Consider the following 18,687-nt stretch of genomic DNA (forward strand, 5'->3'; position numbering starts at 1 on the left):
AAGTTCGTCATTTTATGGAAACCGCCAGCCCGTTCCCCGGAAGAAAGCATGGGCTGGCAAAAGTGTAGCGGTATTAGGCGCAGCTATTTAGCGTATAAAGTCCGTCTCTATAGAAAGCTCTCAGCAAAAGCTTAGCTAACTCACTATTACTTTTCCCGGGGTTATTTAAACCAACATATCGACCAATGATATTGTTCTTCAAATCTATAATTTCGTCTGCTTCATCCGTCGTTAATAATCTGCAAACCACCAGACCTCCCTTTTGGCATGCTTCAATCTGTCTAAGCAGGAGCGGGCTCTCTTCATGCGCACTTCCAACTTGGGTAGCAGAATCGTTACCATACTCATTACTGATCATAGCCTGCCAAATGGTATGCCGAAACGCATTGGTTAATGTACCTCCGGTGAGTTTATCCTGTTTCCAGCCCATTCCATTGGCAAATAAAACCGCAATGGTAGATAGGTTGTTACTCCCTGGTGAGTGTGCCCCAATATTCCATGCCACTATCGGATGTCGCACAGCAAAACCTACCTCATATTGCGTCATCTACTACATATTCTTTAAAAGGTCCATGTGACATGTCAGTTCCTTGACAAGGAAAGATCCCACACTAGCCTGGATTTTAATTAGAAATGGTGAGATAAGGTCCATAATTTAACCTGCCGGTAAAAAATTACGTGGATATAACTATCATCAATATTTCCACGTAATACATATTATAATTTGTCTCATTATTGGGAAAAAACTAAACAAGCCTCTGCGGATGCGTATAAATCGTCGCTCTGCCTGGTTTGCAAAAACCCACCAGCGTCAGATTGCAGCGTTCAGCCACTTCCACGGCCAGCGTGGTGGCGGCCGAGACGGCAAACAGAATTTCGACGCCGCACATTGCGGCTTTTTGCACCATTTCATAGCTTGCCCGGCTGGAAACCAGCACCGCGCCCTGATGCCACGCTCTGCTTTCACCTGCGCGGTGCCCCAGCAGTTTGTCGAGCGCCACATGGCGGCCAACGTCTTCATGTCCACCCGCCAGACGACCGTCCGGCATGACCCAGGCCGCCGCGTGCGTACAGCCTGTCAGGCGACCCACCGGTTGCACATCGTTCAGGTGTTCGAGAGCGAGATCGAGATATTTCAGGCTGAATGTTTGGCTGAACGGCAGGGGCGAGATCGGTTTGCCGACATCGTTTAACTGCTCCACCCCGCAAACGCCGCACCCGGTGCGTCCGGCCAGCGCCCGACGCCGCGCTTTCAGGGCCATAAAACGGCGACTGGAAAGCTCAATCTGCACTTCAAGACCATTACAGACGGACACCACATCCATGCCGTAGATTTCTCCCGGGTTTTCAATAATCCCTTCGGACAGGGAAAAACCAATGGCAAACAGGCGCAAATCTTTGGGGGATGCCATCATCACCACGTGGGATATGCCGTTGTATACCAGCGCCACGGGCACTTCTTCAGCCAGGTCATCCTGCTGGGCATGCTGCAAGTCCTGGCGTTTCCAAAGACTCACCTGACGCATTCCAGTGATATCACTCACATTACCAATCTGTTCTGATGTTTTTTCGTTCACTTTGCATTAACCGTATTGGAACAAACGTACACACAATGTGGTATTCTGAAGGCATATCCCTCCGGGAAAGAGGGAGATTACCCTAATTCTGAACCTTTGCGGCATTGACCGCAAAGTTAAATAACAATCCATTCCCTGAGCGGTTTAGGTATTGAATGGCGACGGGAAAGCAATGTCGAAACAAGGAGTGACCCATGCAGGTCAGCAGAAGGCAGTTCTTTAAGATCTGCGCTGGCGGTATGGCAGGCACTACGGCAGCGGCGTTGGGGTTTGCCCCAAGCGTAGCGCTGGCGGAAACACGGCAGTACAAACTGCTGCGTACCCGCGAAACCCGTAACACCTGCACATATTGTTCTGTCGGTTGTGGGCTGTTGATGTACAGCCTCGGTGACGGCGCAAAGAACGCCAAAGCATCCATCTTCCATATCGAAGGGGACCCGGATCATCCGGTAAACCGCGGTGCATTGTGCCCGAAAGGCGCCGGTCTGGTGGATTTCATCCACTCCGAAAGCCGCCTGAAATACCCTGAATACCGCGCGCCAGGCTCCGATAAATGGCAGCAAATCAGCTGGGATGAGGCATTCGACCGCATTGCCAGGCTGATGAAAGCTGACCGTGACGCCAACTTCATCGCGCAAAATGCTGAAGGCACCACCGTTAACCGCTGGCTCTCCACCGGTATGCTGTGTGCGTCCGCTTCCAGTAACGAAACCGGCTATTTAACGCAGAAATTCACCCGTGCGCTCGGTATGCTCGCGGTAGACAACCAGGCACGCGTCTGACACGGACCAACGGTAGCAAGTCTTGCTCCAACATTTGGTCGCGGTGCGATGACCAACCACTGGGTGGATATTAAGAACGCCAACCTGGTCGTGGTGATGGGCGGTAACGCCGCTGAAGCGCATCCGGTAGGGTTCCGCTGGGCGATGGAAGCCAAAATCCACAACGGCGCCAAACTTATCGTTATCGATCCGCGCTTTACGCGTACGGCATCGGTCGCGGATTTCTATACCCCGATTCGTTCCGGCACGGACATTACCTTCCTGTCCGGGGTTATCCTGTACCTGCTGAACAACGAAAAAATTAACCGCGAATATACCGAGGCGTATACCAACGCCAGCCTTATCGTACGTGAAGATTACGCGTTCGATGACGGCCTGTTCTCGGGCTATGACGCGGATAAGCGCAAGTACGATAAAACCAGCTGGAACTACGAGCTGGACGAAAACGGTCACGCCAAACGCGATACGACCCTGACCCATCCGCGCTGCGTGTGGAACCTGCTGAAAGAGCACGTTTCCCGCTATACGCCGGAGATGGTCGAAAATATCTGTGGTACGCCAAAAGCCGACTTCCTGAAAGTCTGCGAGTACATCGCAGAAACCAGCGCGCACGATAAAACCGCCTCGTTCCTGTATGCCCTGGGCTGGACCCAGCACTCGGTTGGCGCGCAGAACATTCGTACCATGGCGATGATCCAGCTGCTGCTCGGCAACATGGGCATGGCGGGTGGCGGCGTGAACGCCCTGCGCGGACACTCCAACATTCAGGGTCTGACCGATCTCGGCCTGCTGTCACAGAGCCTGCCAGGCTATATGACGCTGCCAAGCGAGAAACAAACCGACCTGCAAACCTATCTGACCGCCAACACGCCAAAACCGCTGCTGGAAGGCCAGGTGAACTACTGGGGCAACTATCCGAAGTTCTTCGTCTCGATGATGAAGTCCTTCTATGGCGACAAAGCCACAGCGGAAAACAGCTGGGGCTTTGACTGGCTGCCGAAGTGGGACAAAGGTTACGACGTTCTGCAGTATTTCGAGATGATGTCCAAAGGCCAGGTGAACGGCTATCTCTGCCAGGGCTTTAACCCGGTGGCGTCGTTCCCGAACAAAAATAAAATTGTGGCCTCGCTGTCGAAGCTGAAGTTCCTCGTCACCATCGACCCGTTGAATACCGAAACCTCGACTTTCTGGCAGAACCACGGCGAACAGAACGACGTTGACCCGTCAAAAATTCAGACCGAAGTGTTCCGTCTGCCGTCGACCTGCTTTGCCGAAGAGAACGGTTCTATCGTTAACTCCGGTCGCTGGTTGCAGTGGCACTGGAAAGGCGCAGACGCCCCTGGGATCGCCAAAACGGACGGGGAAATTCTCGCCGGTATTTTCATGCGGATGCGTGAAATGTACGCCAAAGACGGCGGCCCAGTACCGGAGCCGGTGTTGAACATGACGTGGAACTACTCCACGCCGGACGAGCCTGCTTCGGAAGAAGTGGCAATGGAAAGCAACGGCAAAGCGCTGGCAGACATAACCGACCCGGCAACCGGCGCGGTTATCGTCAAGAAAGGCCAACAGCTCACCTCGTTTGCCCAACTGCGCGATGACGGCACCACCGCCAGCGGCTGCTGGATTTTCGCCGGGAGCTGGACGCCGGATGGCAACCAGATGGCGCGACGTGATAACGCTGACCCGTCAGGCCTGGGCAATACGCTCGGCTGGGCGTGGGCGTGGCCGCTTAACCGCCGCATTCTGTATAACCGTGCATCCGCAGACCCGCAGGGCAAACCATGGGATCCGAAGCGTCAGCTGTTGAAGTGGGACGGCGCGAAATGGGGCGGCGTGGATATTCCGGATTACAGCACGGCTGCACCGGGCACCGACGTTGGCCCATTCATCATGCAGCCGGAAGGGATGGGACGCCTGTTTGCCCTCGATAAGATGGCAGAAGGGCCGTTCCCGGAACACTACGAGCCGTTTGAGACGCCGCTCGGCACCAACCCATTGCACCCGAACGTTATTTCGAATCCGGCCGCACGCGTGTTCAAAGACGATATGGCCGCGATGGGTAAAGCCGATAAGTTCCCGTACGTCGGGACCACGTATCGTCTTACCGAGCACTTCCACTACTGGACTAAGCACGCGCTGCTGAACGCTATCGCGCAGCCGGAACAGTTCATTGAAATCGGTGAGAAGCTGGCGGGTAAACTCGGTATCGGCCATGGCGACACGGTAAAAGTCTCCTCCAATCGCGGCTACATCAAAGCCAAGGCGGTGGTGACCAAACGTATTCGCACGCTGAAAGTGGACGGTAAAGAGGTAGACACCATCGGTATTCCGATTCACTGGGGCTTCCAGGGCGTGGCGAAGAAAGGCTTTATCGCCAATACCCTGACGCCATACGTTGGCGATGCCAACACCCAGACGCCGGAGTTCAAATCCTTCCTTGTGAACGTGGAAAAGGTATAGCGGAGACGACTTATGGCTTATCAATCGCAAGATATTATCCGTCGTTCCGCGACTAACGGTTTCACTCCCGCGCCTCAGGCGCGGGATCACCAACAGGAAGTGGCGAAGCTCATCGACGTGACCACCTGTATCGGCTGTAAAGCCTGTCAGGTGGCGTGTTCTGAGTGGAACGACATCCGTGATGAAATCGGTCACAACGTCGGGGTGTACGACAACCCGGCCGATTTGACCGCCAAATCATGGACGGTGATGCGTTTTTCGGAAGTGGAACAGAACGACAAACTGGAGTGGCTGATCCGTAAGGACGGCTGTATGCACTGCGCCGATCCGGGCTGCCTGAAAGCATGTCCTGCAGAAGGGGCTATCATTCAGTATGCCAACGGCATAGTCGACTTCCAGTCTGAGCAGTGCATCGGCTGCGGTTACTGCATCGCGGGCTGCCCGTTCGATGTACCGCGCATGAACCCGGAAGACAACCGCGTCTACAAATGTACGCTGTGCGTCGACCGTGTCACCGTGGGTCAGGAACCGGCCTGTGTGAAAACGTGCCCAACCGGTGCTATCCACTTTGGCTCTAAAGAGGATATGAAAGTGCTGGCGGGCGAGCGTGTCACCGAGCTGAAAACACGCGGCTATGACAATGCGGGTCTGTACGATCCGGCAGGTGTCGGCGGGACGCACGTGATGTACGTCCTGCACCATGCCGACAAGCCGAATCTGTATCACGGCCTGCCAGAGAATCCGGAAATCAGTCAGACCGTTAAGTTCTGGAAAGGCATCTGGAAACCGCTCGCGGCGGTCGGCTTTGCGGCAACCTTCGCGGCCAGTATCTTCCACTATGTGGGCGTCGGTCCAAACCGCGCTGACGAGGAAGAGGACAATCTGCATGAAGAGAAAGACGAGGTGCGCAAATGAAACGTCGTGACACCATCGTGCGCTACACCGCACCGGAACGCATCAACCACTGGGTCACCGCCTTCTGCTTCATTCTGGCGGCGGTGAGCGGGCTGGGCTTTTTCTTCCCGTCCTTTAACTGGCTGATGCACATCCTCGGCACGCCGCAGCTGGCGCGCATTCTGCATCCGTTCGTCGGGGTGGTGATGTTCGCGTCGTTCATCATCATGTTCTTCCGCTACTGGCACCATAACCTCATCAATCGGGACGATATCTTCTGGGCGAAGAATATTCGTAAGATTGTCGTTAACGAGGAAGTGGGCGATACCGGGCGCTATAATTTCGGGCAGAAGTGCGTGTTCTGGGCGGCAATTATCTTCCTGGTACTGCTGCTCGTGAGCGGGGTCATCATCTGGCGGCCATACTTTGCCCCCGCTTTCCCAATCCCGATTATCCGCATCGCGCTGATGCTGCATTCATTTGCCGCAGTGGCGTTAATTGTGGTTATTATGGTGCATATCTACGCCGCCCTTTGGGTTAAAGGCACCATTACCGCGATGGTGGAAGGCTGGGTCACCAGCGCATGGGCGAAAAAACATCACCCGCGCTGGTACCGAGAAGTCCGCCAGAAACAGGAAAAATCGACTGAATGAGTATTCGCATAATCCCACAAGATGAACTGGGGAGTAGCGAGAAACGCACGGCGGAAAGCATTCCGCCGTTATTATTCCCGCGACTGAAAAACCTCTATCACCGCAGAGCGGAACGCCTGCTACAACTGGCGCAGGAAAACCCGCTCGGCGATTACCTGCGCTTTGCGGCGCTGATAGCCCATGCGCAGGAAGTGGTGCTGTACGACCATCCGCTGCAAATGGACCTCACCGCGCGCATTAAAGAAGCCGCAGAGCAGGGCAAACCGCCGCTGGATATCCACGCCCTGCCGCGCGATAAACACTGGCAGACGCTGCTGCAATCGATGATTGCCGAGTTGAAACCGGAAATGAGCGGCCCGGCGCTGGCCGTTATTGAGAATCTCGAAAAGGCTTCCGATCTGGAGCTGGAAGAGATGGCCAGCGCGCTGTTCGCGTCAGATTTTGCCTCCGTCAGCAGCGATAAAGCCCCGTTCATCTGGGCCGCGTTGTCGCTGTACTGGGCGCAAATGGCTAACCTGATCCCCGGCAAAGCGCGGGCGGAATACGGCGAGCATCGCCAGTTCTGCCCGGTGTGCGGTTCGATGCCGGTATCCAGCGTGGTACAGATTGGCACCACGCAAGGGCTGCGTTATCTGCACTGCAATCTGTGTGAATCCGAGTGGCACGTGGTGCGCGTGAAGTGCAGCAACTGCGAGCAGAGTCGTGATTTGCACTACTGGTCGCTGGATAACGAGCAGGCCTCAGTGAAAGCCGAAAGCTGTGGCGACTGCGGGACCTACCTCAAAATCCTGTATCAGGAAAAGGACCCGAACGTCGAGCCGGTGGCCGATGACCTCGCCTCGCTGGTGCTGGATGCACGCATGGAACAAGAGGGCTTTGCCCGCAGCTCCATCAATCCGTTCCTGTTCCCGGGCGAAGGGGAGTAATCCCTGTTCTGATGACCGGGTGCGAGAGCGCCCGGTTTATTGCGCCAGCGCCGAAATGACGTTGAGCGGATCGTTGGCTATTGCGCGTAGCAGCGCCTTTGCCGGGCCTGTTGGCGAACGCTGCCCTTGCTCCCAGTTACGCAGCGTATCCACGCTGACAGAAATCAAATTCGCAAACCGCCTCTGAGAGAGTCCAGACGACTGGCGTATTTCTTTGATTTTCATTGTGTCTATTTCAAAGACGCGGGAAGGTTCCCGTTCACCTTTCGCTATCTCATTCATCTCTGACATGCGTTGCGTTAAGCGTTCAAAGAGAGCCTTGTCCAAAGGAAACATTTTACATCAACGGCTTACCAGACAAGGCGCCCAGTCGACCTGTACCTGTTATCCAGGGACAATTCACGGTTTCTTTCAGTTAAGCGGTGTAAGCCAATCGGCAAGGGACGTCATACAGGATGTGGCCCGACGTATAAGCAAGCCGGGCCAGAAGTGAGGACTACTCCTCCTCGTTACCGCCCTCTTCCAGCGCTCCGAAGGGTTTAGCGGGGAGAACAATGTAGATACCTTCAAAAATCGCGCCGGAGGTGTCGTCGCCGAACAGTTCAACCTGCATCTGCACACGGGCTTTACGTCCGCGCGCCAGACGGTCGAGATCGCCGCTGAGAGAACCCAGGTCAGCAATCGCGCTCGGTTTGCCGCTGATGGGCTTGCTGTAACGAATATGGGCATCGGCCAGAATGATGGTGCCGCCAAGATGGCGTTCGCGCAGCATCAGCCAGATCAGGCCCCAGCCGGTCAAGGTGGCGAGAGAAAACAGACTCCCGGCAAATAACGTATTGTGCGGATTCTGGTTGCCGATTTCCGGCATGGTAGTGATGAATTTCTGCCCAGTATACTGCTGAATGCGCACCCCCATTTTCTCGCTCAGCGGGATGTGCTCGTACCATGCCCGCTGTAGCTGTCCGCACCAGTCGCCGCGATGCAGAATATCATCCAGCGTCGCCACCGGTTTAATCATCAGGAAATGCCGCACCGGCGTGGTCTGCGGGGTGGTGATTTCGCCCTGGTTCACAAAGCCGAGCTTGGCAAAGAACTCGACGGCATCTTCCCGGGCGCTACAGGTGACGCGCTTGACGCCTTCCTGACGGGCCACGGATTCCAGCGTCATTGCCATCAGCGTGCCGAGTCCTTTGTCCTGTACCGCAGGGTCAACCGCCATGAAGCGAATCGACGCTTCGTAATCGCCGTTAATATACAGGCGCCCCACGGCCACCAGATTACCCGCTTCATCGACGACCATCTGATGATGCGCCATCGCATCCCAGGCGTCTCGCTCAGAGCCTTGTGGCTGATGCAGCGGTTTACGCAGCATCTCCCAGCGAAACTGGTAATAACGCGCTAATTCTTCTTCCGTTTGCGGTACTCGAAGGTGATACATAGAGGAGCTCTCTTTTGTAGACCGTGCCAAACCCGCTTGCAGACTCATACCTGCAACCAGAATGTCACGGGACCGTCATTGACCAATGAAACCTGCATATCGGCGGCAAAACGCCCGGTCTGGGTGTTGATTTCCTGCTGGCGGCAGCGCTCAACAAAATACTCGTATAATGCTTCTGCCCGGTCGGGAGCCGCGCCTCGGGAGAATCCCGGACGCATGCCGCGCTCGGTATCGGCCGCCAGCGTAAACTGCGACACCACCAGCAGGCTGCCACCGGCCTGCTGAACGTTGAGGTTCATTTTGCCATCGGCATCGCTAAAAATTCGGTAACCCAAAACGCGTTCGCACAGGCGATTCGCTTTCTGCTCGTCATCTTCCTTTTCGACACCTAATAAAACCAAAAGTCCCGGACCAATTTCACCCGTCACTTCGCTCTCCACGGTGACGCTGGCACGGGTTACGCGCTGAATTAATGCAATCATGGTTGTTCGTCTTCTTCCTGGCTTGCCGCGATTTTGAGTTTTCGGTATTCCCCGAGAGTGACAGTTATTTCCGCGCCAAGCAAGACGATGCACCAGGTCCAGTAGACCCAGACAAACAGAATCGGGATAACTGAAAGTACACCATAAATCAGCTGATAAGACGGGAAGGTGGTGATGTAGAGCGCAAACGCTTTTTTGCCAAGCTCATACAGCAGCGCCGCCACCAGCGCGCCAACAATCGCATCACGATTCATCACCCGGGTAGTGGGCACGATGCTGTAGAGCATCCAGAAGGAGATCCAGGAAAGCAGCAACGGAAAGAGGCGCAACCCGTTATCTATCACGCCGTTAAGTTCACTCGCCCAGCGCAGCGAAAGCAGGTAGGAACTGATGACCAGACTCGCCCCGGCCAGCAGCGGCCCGAGGGTCAATATCATCCAGTACACTGCGAATGAGTAGATTTTTGGCCTAACGCGCTTGCTGCGCCAGATGGTATTCAGCGCACTGTCGATGGCATACATCAGTAGCAGCGCGGTCACGATAAGCCCGCAGGCACCGACCGCCGTCATTTTGCTGGAGTTCGCGACAAACTGCTCGATATAACGCTGGATAACATCTCCCGTTGCCGGCAGGAAATTGGCAAAGACAAATTGTCGCAGCGTGACGCTGACGTCGGAAAACATCGGGAAAGCGGCGAAAAGAGCAAAAATGACCGCAACCAGCGGCACCAGGGAGAGCAACGACACATAGGCCAGGTTCCCGGCCAGTGTCGTCATATTGTCTTCATCAATACGTCGCCAGAGTAACTTAAGCCAGGCCACCAGCGACCGGCTGTGATGGGAGACTTTTTGATGAACGTTTTTTAGCATAGTTATTTCGCAAAATACTCAGGGATGGTCTCTTTGCCGGTCACCAGAATACTGGTGATCCCCAGCCGATGGGCACCCTCTATATTATCGACGTTATCGTCGAAAAAGACGGTATCTGCGGCGGAAAAACCTTCCGCTTCGAGTACCCGCTGGTAGATACGCGCTTCGGGTTTACGCATCCCCATCTCCTGAGAGAGATAGATGTTGTCCGCCGCGTCACGGACTTCAGGATATTCATCCGGCCAGAAGGTGGTGTGCAGCCGGTTGGTATTTGACAGGACCACCACCCGATGACCTTGCTCGCGCAACTGACGCATGATGGCAATCAATTCCGGGCGCAGGCCAACGAATATCGCCTGCCAACCGTGGGAAAACTGCTCATAGCTTAGGGACAAATCCATTTCATGGCATAGCGCCTCAGCAAAAGCTTCATCGCTGATTTCGCCGCGCTCATGCTGATGGAATGCTTCCCCCATGACGAATTTTTGCTTCAGCGTAGCCAGCGGGACACGGCTGAAATCACTCCACGCGCCGAACACCCGGTTGAAGTCAATGTCGACAATCACATTACCTAAATCAAAGATATAGAGCATGATCCTCTCCTTTTGCGTCATGGAAAAATAACTGTAGCGGGAAAGGAGGGGTTTGACTATAGCGCTCACGGGCAGGACGAGAAATCAGGGGCTATCATTTCCACCCGCACAGGCTTTAACCACTTCGACCTGATGGGTTTTGAGGATTTGACGCAGTGAGGCACCCGGTTCTTCGTCGGTGAACAGCGCCGTCATCTGAGCAAGATTGCCTATCTCAACGGCAGCGGAGGCATGGTATTTCGTGTGGTCAGCGGCCAGAAGTAGATGACGGGCGTGAGCCATCATCGTCTGCGCGATACTGGCTTCGTTGACGTCGAACTCCAATAGCGTGCCATCATTTTCAATAGCGCCGACGCTTGTCACCAGATAATCGGCACGGAATCCAGAGACAAACGCATTGGCGGCCGGGCCGATTATCCCACCATTATGTGCCCGCAACGTGCCGCCGGGCACCATCACTTCAAAGCGTGGATTTTTGTAGAGAATGTGCGCCACCCGCAGACTGTTAGTGATAATCCGCAAATGGTTGTGATTCAGCAGCGCCCTGGCGACCTGTTCGACCGTGGTGCCGATGGTGATAAACACCGTTGAACCATCCGGGATATAGTCGGCAATCGCTTCAGCGATCGCCTTTTTCTCTTCGGTCCATGAGACTTCACGTTGCTCAAAGGCGGTATTCACCACGCTTGACGCGCGTCCGGCACCACCGTGATGGCGGGTGATCAGCCCTTGCTCACTCAGCTTGCGGATATCACGACGAACCGTTTGGGTTGAGACATCCAGCAGCTGCGCCAACTCATCAATGTTCATGTAGCCGCGATCGGCAATCAATGTCAGTAACTGGTCGTGGCGTGGGTTACCGGTAAGTTCAGTCAGGCTCATGGGCTGTCCTCTTAATCCCTTCTTTCCGACATTTTAACCATAAAGCGACAGAAAAGAGCAGGTTTGATCACGATCGGGGATTCCCGCCCGACCACCTGGTCGGGTGCACTTCAATGCGGCAACCGCACTGGCAAAACGTATACCTTCTCTGCCTGCCTCGCCATGCCCCAGACTGAAGGCATAAGCGCCATGGAAAACATCTCCCGCACCGGTTGTGTCGACAACGTTCACCGTAAATCCAGGCTGATGCATCAGGTTTTGATTTTCCAGCCAAAAGCAGCCTTCCGAGCCGTCGGTGACGTATACCTGTCCGTTTGTGAGCATTTTTGATTTTTCTAAGGCAAGCGGGAGACTCTGTTCGCCCGTCATACGTCGTAATCCTGGAGCCGAAAAGACAGCGTGATCGCTCAACGTCACCAGCTCAGCAATGTCCTGAGGCGTGATATCACCATCCAATATTGTCGTCACGCCAGCCTGACGCGCGAGGGTAAACGCCTTTTTCGTCCCCTCATGCCAGCGAACATCAGCCAGAACAACATCCCATTGGCTGAAGTCGATGGCATCCAGCCAGCTGGCATCGGCCATCAGGTCCGGACTCGGATAGTTCACAATAATGCGCTCACCCTGTGCATCCACCACGATGGCAGACTGCGACGAGCGGGCCTGAGTAAAACGTTGGGTATAACGCGTACTTACGCCAAATGACTCCAGTTCGTGCAGCAGGCTGATACCGATGTCATCATCCCCTACCCGACCAATAAAATCGACCTGCGCACCTAGCCTCGCCGCAGCCACTGCCGCTGTAGCCGCAGGCCCACCACCCACTTCACGGTAATTATTCGCCACATATTTTCCCCCTTCGGTGGGTAAATCGCCCACGTAGTAGATCCTGTCCATCACGGTTATTCCGACACAAGCAATGCGAATCATGGTTATTCCTCAGCGTTAAAAACCTGCCGCCATTTTAATTTCACCAATTGTTTAAAAAGTGACGGCTGTCAATTTTTTGACCATAAATTACAAATACGATCAAAAACAGACAACACAAACGCGCAAACTTTGACAAAAAATGACACCAGCAGCAGGAGAACAGTATGTCGGTCATCGCATTTATCGGGTTGGGACAAATGGGCGCGCCAATGGCGAGCAATCTGCTTAAACAGGGACATTCGCTACGTATTTACGATCTGGATCCGCAAGCCGTAAACGCGCTGGAGAAGAAAGGCGCCGTCGCGACATCATCGCCTGCACACGCCGCTACGGATGCCGAATTTGTCATCACCATGCTGCCAAACGGCGAGGTGGTTAACGCCGTGCTATTCGGCAGCAACGGCGTTTGTGAAACGCTCTCGTCGGATGCGCTGGTCATTGATATGTCCACCATCCATCCACTGCAAACGGACCGCCTGATAACTCAAATGCACGAACGCGGTTTTAGCATGATGGATGTGCCGGTCGGCCGCACCTCCGATAACGCCATTTCCGGCACGCTGCTTTTGCTGGCGGGGGGAAGCGAACTACAGGTGAAACGCGCCACGCCAGTACTCATGGCGATGGGCAGCGAGCTGATTAACGCTGGCGGTCCCGGGATGGGCATCCGCGTGAAGCTGATTAACAACTACATGAGCATCGCGCTCAATGCGCTATCCGCCGAGGCCGCAACGCTGTGCGAAGCCCTTGGGCTTGACCTCCAGGTGGCGTTGAACGTGATGAGCGGCACCGCAGCCGGTAAAGGCCATTTCACTACCACCTGGCCCAACAAGGTGCTGAAAGGCGACCTTTCTCCTGCCTTCATGATCGATCTTGCCCACAAAGACCTGGGTATCGCCCTCGATGTTGCCAGCCAGCTGCATGTTCCGATGCCGCTCGGGGCCGCTTCACGAGAAGTCTATAGCCAGGCCCGCGCCGCCGGACGCGGACGCGAAGACTGGTCAGCCATTCTCGAGCAGGTGCGCACCAGCGCCGGGCTTCGCAAAACACTTTCACGTATCAACAAGGAATGACGCTATGACGCAGTACACCCTGAAAGATCTCACCCGACCTTCCGGCGGCTTTGCCATGCTGGCGGTCGATCAACGTGAAGCCATGCGCTTTATGTTCTCTGCCGCAGGCGTTGAAGGGCCAGTGACCGACCAACAGCTTACGGATTTCAAAGTAAGCGCCGCTAAAACGCTGTCGCCGTTTGCCTCTGCAATTCTGGTCGATCAGCAATTTTGCTATCGCCAGGTTGTCGAGCAGCAAGCCGTGGATAAACGCTGCGCGATGATCGTCGCCGCCGACAAGTTTATCCCCGGGAACGGTATTCCCGTCGATAGCGTGATTATCGATAAAAGCATCGACCCCCAGGCCGTCAAACGAGACGGCGCGAAAGCCCTGAAATTGTTGGTGCTGTGGCGCAGCGATGAAGACCCGCAGCAGCGCCTGCAAATGGTCGATGAGTTTAACCGGCTCTGCCATCAAAACGGTCTGCTGAGCATTATCGAACCGGTGGTTCGTCCGCCACGCTGCGGCGATAAATTCGACCGTGAACAGGCCATTCTTGATGCCGCCAAAGAGCTCGGTAACAGCGGGGCAGACCTCTACAAAGTGGAGATGCCGCTGTACGGCAAAGGTTCGCAGCAGGCGTTGCTGGTAGCCGCCCAGAAGCTGAATGAGCAGATACATATGCCGTGGGTGATCCTCTCTTCCGGCGTTGATGAAAAACTGTTCCCGCGCGCCGTGCGCATTGCCATGCAGGCTGGCGCGTCTGGCTTCCTGGCAGGCCGCGCGGTCTGGGCCTCGGTAGTGGGTTTGCCAGATACCGGCCTGATGCTGAGCGATGTCTGCGCCCCGAAACTGCAACGTTTAGGCGAAATCGTCGATGAGATGATGGCTCGCCGCTAATAAAAGGACTCTCCGATGAAATGGTTTAACACCCTGAGCCACAACCGGTGGCTTGAGCAGGAAACGGATCGCATTTTTGATTTTGGCAAGAACGCCGCGGTGCCTACGGGTTTTGGCTGGTTGGGCAATAACGGCCAGGTCAGAACGGATATGGGCACCCATCTGTGGATTACCGCCCGGATGCTGCACACCTATTCTGTTGCCGCAGGTATGGGCCGACCGGGGGCGTACGCGTTGGTCGAGCACGGTATTAACGCCCTGAACGGTGCTTTGCGGGATAAAAAATACGGTGGCTGGTATGCCTGCGTGAACGACGAAGGCGTGGTTGATGCATCCAAACAAGGTTATCAGCATTTCTTCGTACTGTTAGGTGCAGCCAGCGCGGTCACCACCGGCCACCCTGCCGCTCGCCCGCTACTTGATGAAGCTATCGACGTCATTGAGAAATATTTCTGGAGCGAAGAAGAACAGATGTGTCTGGAATCCTGGGACGAAGCCTTCAGCCAAACCGAGGATTACCGTGGCGGCAATGCCAATATGCATGCGGTTGAAGCCTTCCTGATTGTTTATGACGTGACCCACGACCGCAAATGGCTCGACCGCGCGCTGCGTGTGGCGTCGGTGATCATTCACGACGTCGCGCGCAAAGGCGAGTACCGCGTCAATGAACACTTCGACGCCAACTGGAACCCTATCCGCGATTACAACCAGGACAACCCGGCGCACCGCTTCCGCGCTTACGGCGGAACACCAGGACACTGGATTGAGTGGGGTCGCCTGATGCTGCATCTGCGTGCAGCGCTGGAAGCGCGTTTTGAAACCCCGCCAACGTGGTTGCTGGAAGATGCAAAAGGATTATTCCACGCCACTATTCGCGACGCCTGGGCACCGGATGGCGCTGACGGCATTGTTTACACCGTCGACTGGAACGGTAATCCGATCGTACGGGAACGCGTGCGCTGGCCGATCGTGGAAGCCATGGGCACTGCGTATGCGCTTTATACCGTCACTGGCGATCCGCAATACGAAGCCTGGTATCAGACCTGGTGGGAGTACTGCATTAAATACCTGATGGATTACGAAAACGGTTCCTGGTGGCAAGAGCTGGATACCAACAATGAAGTCACCACCAAAGTCTGGGACGGTAAGCAGGATATCTATCATCTGCTGCACTGCCTGGTAATCCCGCGCCTGCCGCTGGCTCCGGGACTTGCGCCTGCGGTCGCGGCCGGGTTGCTCGACAGCCTCGCGAAATAACCCCCTACACACTGCGCGAGGGAAAAAGCATGCATAAAAGCGGCAGTACCATAGAGCTGAAGGCCGGTGATTACCGGGCGCAAATCGTCACCGTGGGGGCAGGACTTGCCTCCCTGACGCACCGCGGTCGTCACATTGTGATTCCTCATCCTCCGGAAGAGATGCCTCTGGCGCATCTGGGGAAAGTGCTTATCCCCTGGCCGAATCGTATCGCGAACGGCCGCTATCGATTCAACGGGGAAATGTTCAGCCCCGCCGTGAACGATAGCGTCGGGAACGCGGCTATTCATGGGCTACTGGCATGGCAAAACTGGCAAATAGTCGAACAGTCCGACATCCAGGTTACGCTGTCGGCTTTTTTACCACCGACCTATGGTTACCCTTTTATGCTTGCCGCCGAGATGACGTATCGGCTGGACGACGTTAGTGGCCTGAGCGCCTGTATCCTCAGTGAAAATATCGGTGACGTTACTGCGCCATATGGCGCGGGCGTTCACCCTTACCTGACCTGCAATCTGCAACGGATCGATGAGTGCGAACTGGAATTGCCAACCAATACGATTTTTAGCGTTGCGGAATTAACACAAGGTGTAGATCCACACCTCGATTTTCTGACCCGGCGGTCAATCGGCACCACGCAAATCGACCACACTTTTCGCCTGCCTGAACACGATGCCCCGTGGACAGTCAGATTAACCCATTCCCCATCGGCAATGTCCGTCTGGCTCTGCGCCAGTCAACCCTGGGTACAGATCTATACGGGCGAAAAGCTGGCGCGTAAAGGTCTGGCCACAGAACCCATGAGCTGTCCACCGGACGCCTTTAATTCGGGCATCGACCTTGTGCTGCTCAACCCCGGCGACACCCACCAGCTGCGCTTTAGCCTTGGTGGCGAATAACAAAAAAACAATAACCAACACTTACCCTACAACGGAGATAATCATGGCTTCGCAATACCCTGAACTTAAGATGATTACGCTCGACGACGGCTTTGAGCTGTCGTTCCAGGAACGCCTGATCCTGCGCCATACCCGCCACGCCCCGTGTCTGTGGATTGGTACCGGCACGGCCGATATTGAGATGTTCCGCGGCAACTTCAGTATTAAAGACAGACTCAACGAGAAGATTGCCCTCACCGATGTGACCGTGATGCCACAGCCATCCGGCTGGACTCTTCGCTTTTCGCGCGGCGATACCGCACACGCTGCCCTGGATATCAGCCGTGATGACGGCGGCTGCCTGTCATTGAAACTCCATAATGAACATCCCGGCCATAACCGTATCTGGCTGCGGCTCGCGGCCATGCCTGCCGATCATATCTACGGCTGCGGCGAGCAATTTTCTTATTTCGATCTGCGCGGCAAACCGTTCCCACTGTGGACCAGCGAACAGGGCGTCGGGCGCAATAAGAGCAGCTATGTCACCTGGCAGGCGGACTGCAAAGAAAATGCCGGGGGAGACTACTACTGGACTTTTTTCCCGCAACCGACCTTTGTCAGCACCCAGAAGTACTACTGCCACGTTGAGAACAGCGGCTACATGAATTTTGATTTCAGCGACCCCGATTTTCACGAGCTGGCATTCTGGGAAGATAACGCAACCCTTCGCATCGAATGCGCCGCCACCTACATCGGTCTGCTGGAAAAACTGACAGCCCGGCTCGGACGACAGCCGGAACTGCCAGATTGGGTATATGACGGCGTGACGCTCGGCGTTCAGGGCGGAACGGACGTTTGCCAGCACAAGCTGGATACTCTGCGCCAGGGCGGGGTGAAGGTGAACGGCCTCTGGACGCAGGACTGGTCGGGTATACGGATGACCTCCTTTGGCAAGCGTGTGATGTGGAACTGGGAATGGAACAGCGAGCTTTATCCTCAGCTTGATGAACGTATCGCCCAATGGAAGCAGGAAGGCGTGCAGTTTCTCAGCTACATCAACCCTTATCTCGCCAGTGACAGAGCGTTATGCGAAGAGGCAGCCAGACACGGCTATCTGACCAAAGATGCGCAAGGAAAGGATTATCACGTTGAGTTCGGCGAGTTCTACGCCGGGGTTATCGACCTGACCAACCCGGAAGCCTACGACTGGTATAAGGCGCTCATTAAAAAGAATCTTATCGATCTTGGGTGCAGCGGCTGGATGGCTGACTTTGGTGAGTACTTGCCGACCGATACCTTCCTGCATAACGGCGTCAGCGCAGAAATTATGCACAACGCCTGGCCTGCACTGTGGGCGAAGTGCAATTACGAGGCGCTGGAAGAAACCGGCCAGCTGGGCGAAACCCTGTTCTTTATGCGCGCCGGTTATACCGGGAGCCAGAAGCATTCATTAATGATGTGGGCAGGCGATCAGAACGTTGACTGGAGCCTGGACGATGGTCTCGCCTCGGTGATCCCCGCCGCGCTTTCTCTGGCGATGAGCGGGCATGGCCTGCATCACAGCGATATCGGCGGTTATACCACCCTGTTTGAGATGAAACGCAGTAAAGAACTGTTGCTGCGCTGGTGTGATTTCAGCGCCTTTACGCCGATGATGCGCACCCATGAGGGCAACCGCCCGGGTGACAACTGGCAGTTTGACAGCGACGCCGAAACTATCGCCCACTTCGCGCGCATGACCACCGTCTTCACCACCCTGAAACCCTATATCAAACAGGCCGTTGCCCAGAATGCCCGTAGCGGCCTGCCGGTGATGCGGCCTTTGTTCCTGCATTACGAAAACGACGCCCATACCTACGACCTGAAGTATCAGTATCTGTTTGGTCGCGATTTGCTGGTAGCGCCCGTGTACGAACAGGGTCGCAGCGACTGGACGCTGTATCTGCCGCAGGACGCGTGGATCAATGCCTGGACGGGTGAATGCCACAGTGGCGGCGAGAACGTTACCGTGGCGGCTCCGCTCGGTCAGCCCCCGGTCTTTTATCGGGCGAACAGTGAATGGCAGCCGTTGTTTGCCTCACTGCGCCAGATTGCCGCGCAGTGACACAAG

Annotated in this window: 18 protein-coding genes; 9 read left to right on the plus strand and 9 right to left on the minus strand. The window is 55.4% G+C overall.

Annotated elements, in window-relative coordinates; genetic code table 11:
* Positions 1–73: 73 nt before the first annotated feature.
* Entirely contained in the window at positions 74–547 is a 474-nt protein-coding gene (locus ACG0Z5_RS19750) for a DUF6973 domain-containing protein (protein ID WP_394450423.1), read from the minus strand.
* A 199-nt stretch (positions 548–746) separates the two neighbouring features.
* Entirely contained in the window at positions 747–1,577 is an 831-nt protein-coding gene (fdhD, locus tag ACG0Z5_RS19755; RefSeq protein ID WP_394450426.1) for a formate dehydrogenase accessory sulfurtransferase FdhD, read from the minus strand.
* Between the two features lie 194 nt (positions 1,578–1,771).
* Here fdhD and fdnG point away from each other — a divergent pair, with 194 nt between their 5' ends.
* From fdnG to fdhE, 4 genes are read left to right on the plus strand one after another with little or no spacing between them, the layout of a single operon-like run.
* On the plus strand, positions 1,772–4,822 hold the full coding sequence (gene fdnG, locus ACG0Z5_RS19760) for a formate dehydrogenase-N subunit alpha (protein WP_394450428.1): 3,051 nt from the start codon (positions 1,772–1,774) through the stop codon (positions 4,820–4,822).
* Positions 4,823–4,834: 12 nt separating this feature from the next.
* Entirely contained in the window at positions 4,835–5,737 is a 903-nt protein-coding gene (fdxH, locus tag ACG0Z5_RS19765) for a formate dehydrogenase subunit beta (RefSeq protein ID WP_394450430.1), read from the plus strand.
* Entirely contained in the window at positions 5,734–6,369 is a 636-nt protein-coding gene (fdoI, locus tag ACG0Z5_RS19770) for a formate dehydrogenase cytochrome b556 subunit (RefSeq protein ID WP_394450432.1), read from the plus strand. Before fdxH ends, fdoI begins: the two co-directional genes overlap by 4 nt.
* Positions 6,366–7,295, plus strand: a complete 930-nt coding sequence (gene fdhE / locus ACG0Z5_RS19775) for a formate dehydrogenase accessory protein FdhE (protein ID WP_394450434.1) — start codon at positions 6,366–6,368, stop codon at positions 7,293–7,295. The genes fdoI and fdhE overlap by 4 nt, the downstream gene beginning before the upstream one ends.
* Positions 7,296–7,331: 36 nt before the next feature.
* On the opposite strand, the gene nadS is transcribed toward fdhE, so the two are convergent.
* The 7 genes from nadS to ACG0Z5_RS19810 form a co-directional block, all read right to left on the minus strand.
* The gene (gene nadS / locus ACG0Z5_RS19780; protein ID WP_394450494.1) at positions 7,332–7,622 is read right to left on the minus strand and encodes a NadS family protein; all 291 of its coding nucleotides are present in this window, start codon (positions 7,620–7,622) and stop codon (positions 7,332–7,334) included.
* A 169-nt stretch (positions 7,623–7,791) separates the two neighbouring features.
* Positions 7,792–8,733: a fatty acid biosynthesis protein FabY gene (gene fabY / locus ACG0Z5_RS19785; RefSeq protein WP_394450436.1), complete on the minus strand. Its 942-nt coding sequence runs from the start codon at positions 8,731–8,733 to the stop codon at positions 7,792–7,794.
* A 44-nt stretch (positions 8,734–8,777) separates the two neighbouring features.
* Positions 8,778–9,215: a D-aminoacyl-tRNA deacylase gene (gene dtd, locus ACG0Z5_RS19790; RefSeq protein ID WP_394450438.1), complete on the minus strand. Its 438-nt coding sequence runs from the start codon at positions 9,213–9,215 to the stop codon at positions 8,778–8,780.
* Positions 9,212–10,084: a virulence factor BrkB family protein gene (locus ACG0Z5_RS19795; RefSeq protein WP_394450440.1), complete on the minus strand. Its 873-nt coding sequence runs from the start codon at positions 10,082–10,084 to the stop codon at positions 9,212–9,214. The genes dtd and ACG0Z5_RS19795 overlap by 4 nt, the downstream gene beginning before the upstream one ends.
* A gap of 2 nt (positions 10,085–10,086) precedes the next feature.
* Positions 10,087–10,677 carry a glucose-1-phosphatase gene (yihX, locus tag ACG0Z5_RS19800; protein ID WP_394450442.1) on the minus strand — a complete coding sequence of 197 codons (591 nt, stop codon included), beginning with the start codon at positions 10,675–10,677 and terminating at the stop codon, positions 10,087–10,089.
* An 84-nt stretch (positions 10,678–10,761) separates the two neighbouring features.
* On the minus strand, positions 10,762–11,559 hold the full coding sequence (locus ACG0Z5_RS19805) for a DeoR/GlpR family DNA-binding transcription regulator (RefSeq protein WP_319629617.1): 798 nt from the start codon (positions 11,557–11,559) through the stop codon (positions 10,762–10,764).
* Between the two features lie 33 nt (positions 11,560–11,592).
* Entirely contained in the window at positions 11,593–12,489 is an 897-nt protein-coding gene (locus tag ACG0Z5_RS19810) for a sugar kinase (protein ID WP_394450444.1), read from the minus strand.
* A gap of 164 nt (positions 12,490–12,653) precedes the next feature.
* Here ACG0Z5_RS19810 and yihU point away from each other — a divergent pair, with 164 nt between their 5' ends.
* Genes yihU through ACG0Z5_RS19835 form a run of 5 tightly spaced genes read left to right on the plus strand, consistent with a single transcriptional unit; the run spans position 12,654 to position 18,681 of the window.
* Entirely contained in the window at positions 12,654–13,562 is a 909-nt protein-coding gene (yihU, locus tag ACG0Z5_RS19815) for a sulfolactaldehyde 3-reductase (protein ID WP_394450446.1), read from the plus strand.
* A gap of 4 nt (positions 13,563–13,566) precedes the next feature.
* Positions 13,567–14,442: a sulfofructosephosphate aldolase gene (gene yihT, locus ACG0Z5_RS19820; RefSeq protein ID WP_394450448.1), complete on the plus strand. Its 876-nt coding sequence runs from the start codon at positions 13,567–13,569 to the stop codon at positions 14,440–14,442.
* A gap of 15 nt (positions 14,443–14,457) precedes the next feature.
* On the plus strand, positions 14,458–15,699 hold the full coding sequence (gene yihS, locus ACG0Z5_RS19825) for a sulfoquinovose isomerase (RefSeq protein ID WP_394450451.1): 1,242 nt from the start codon (positions 14,458–14,460) through the stop codon (positions 15,697–15,699).
* A 29-nt stretch (positions 15,700–15,728) separates the two neighbouring features.
* Positions 15,729–16,598 (plus strand): aldose-1-epimerase, encoded by an 870-nt coding sequence (locus ACG0Z5_RS19830; protein WP_394450453.1) that lies wholly within the window; start codon positions 15,729–15,731, stop codon positions 16,596–16,598.
* Between the two features lie 43 nt (positions 16,599–16,641).
* Positions 16,642–18,681, plus strand: a complete 2,040-nt coding sequence (locus ACG0Z5_RS19835) for an alpha-glucosidase (protein ID WP_394450455.1) — start codon at positions 16,642–16,644, stop codon at positions 18,679–18,681.
* The last annotated feature ends 6 nt before the right edge of the window (positions 18,682–18,687 follow it).

It is taken from the genome of Scandinavium sp. M-37, assembly GCF_043558715.1.
Lineage (GTDB): Bacteria > Pseudomonadota > Gammaproteobacteria > Enterobacterales > Enterobacteriaceae > Scandinavium > Scandinavium vulneris_A.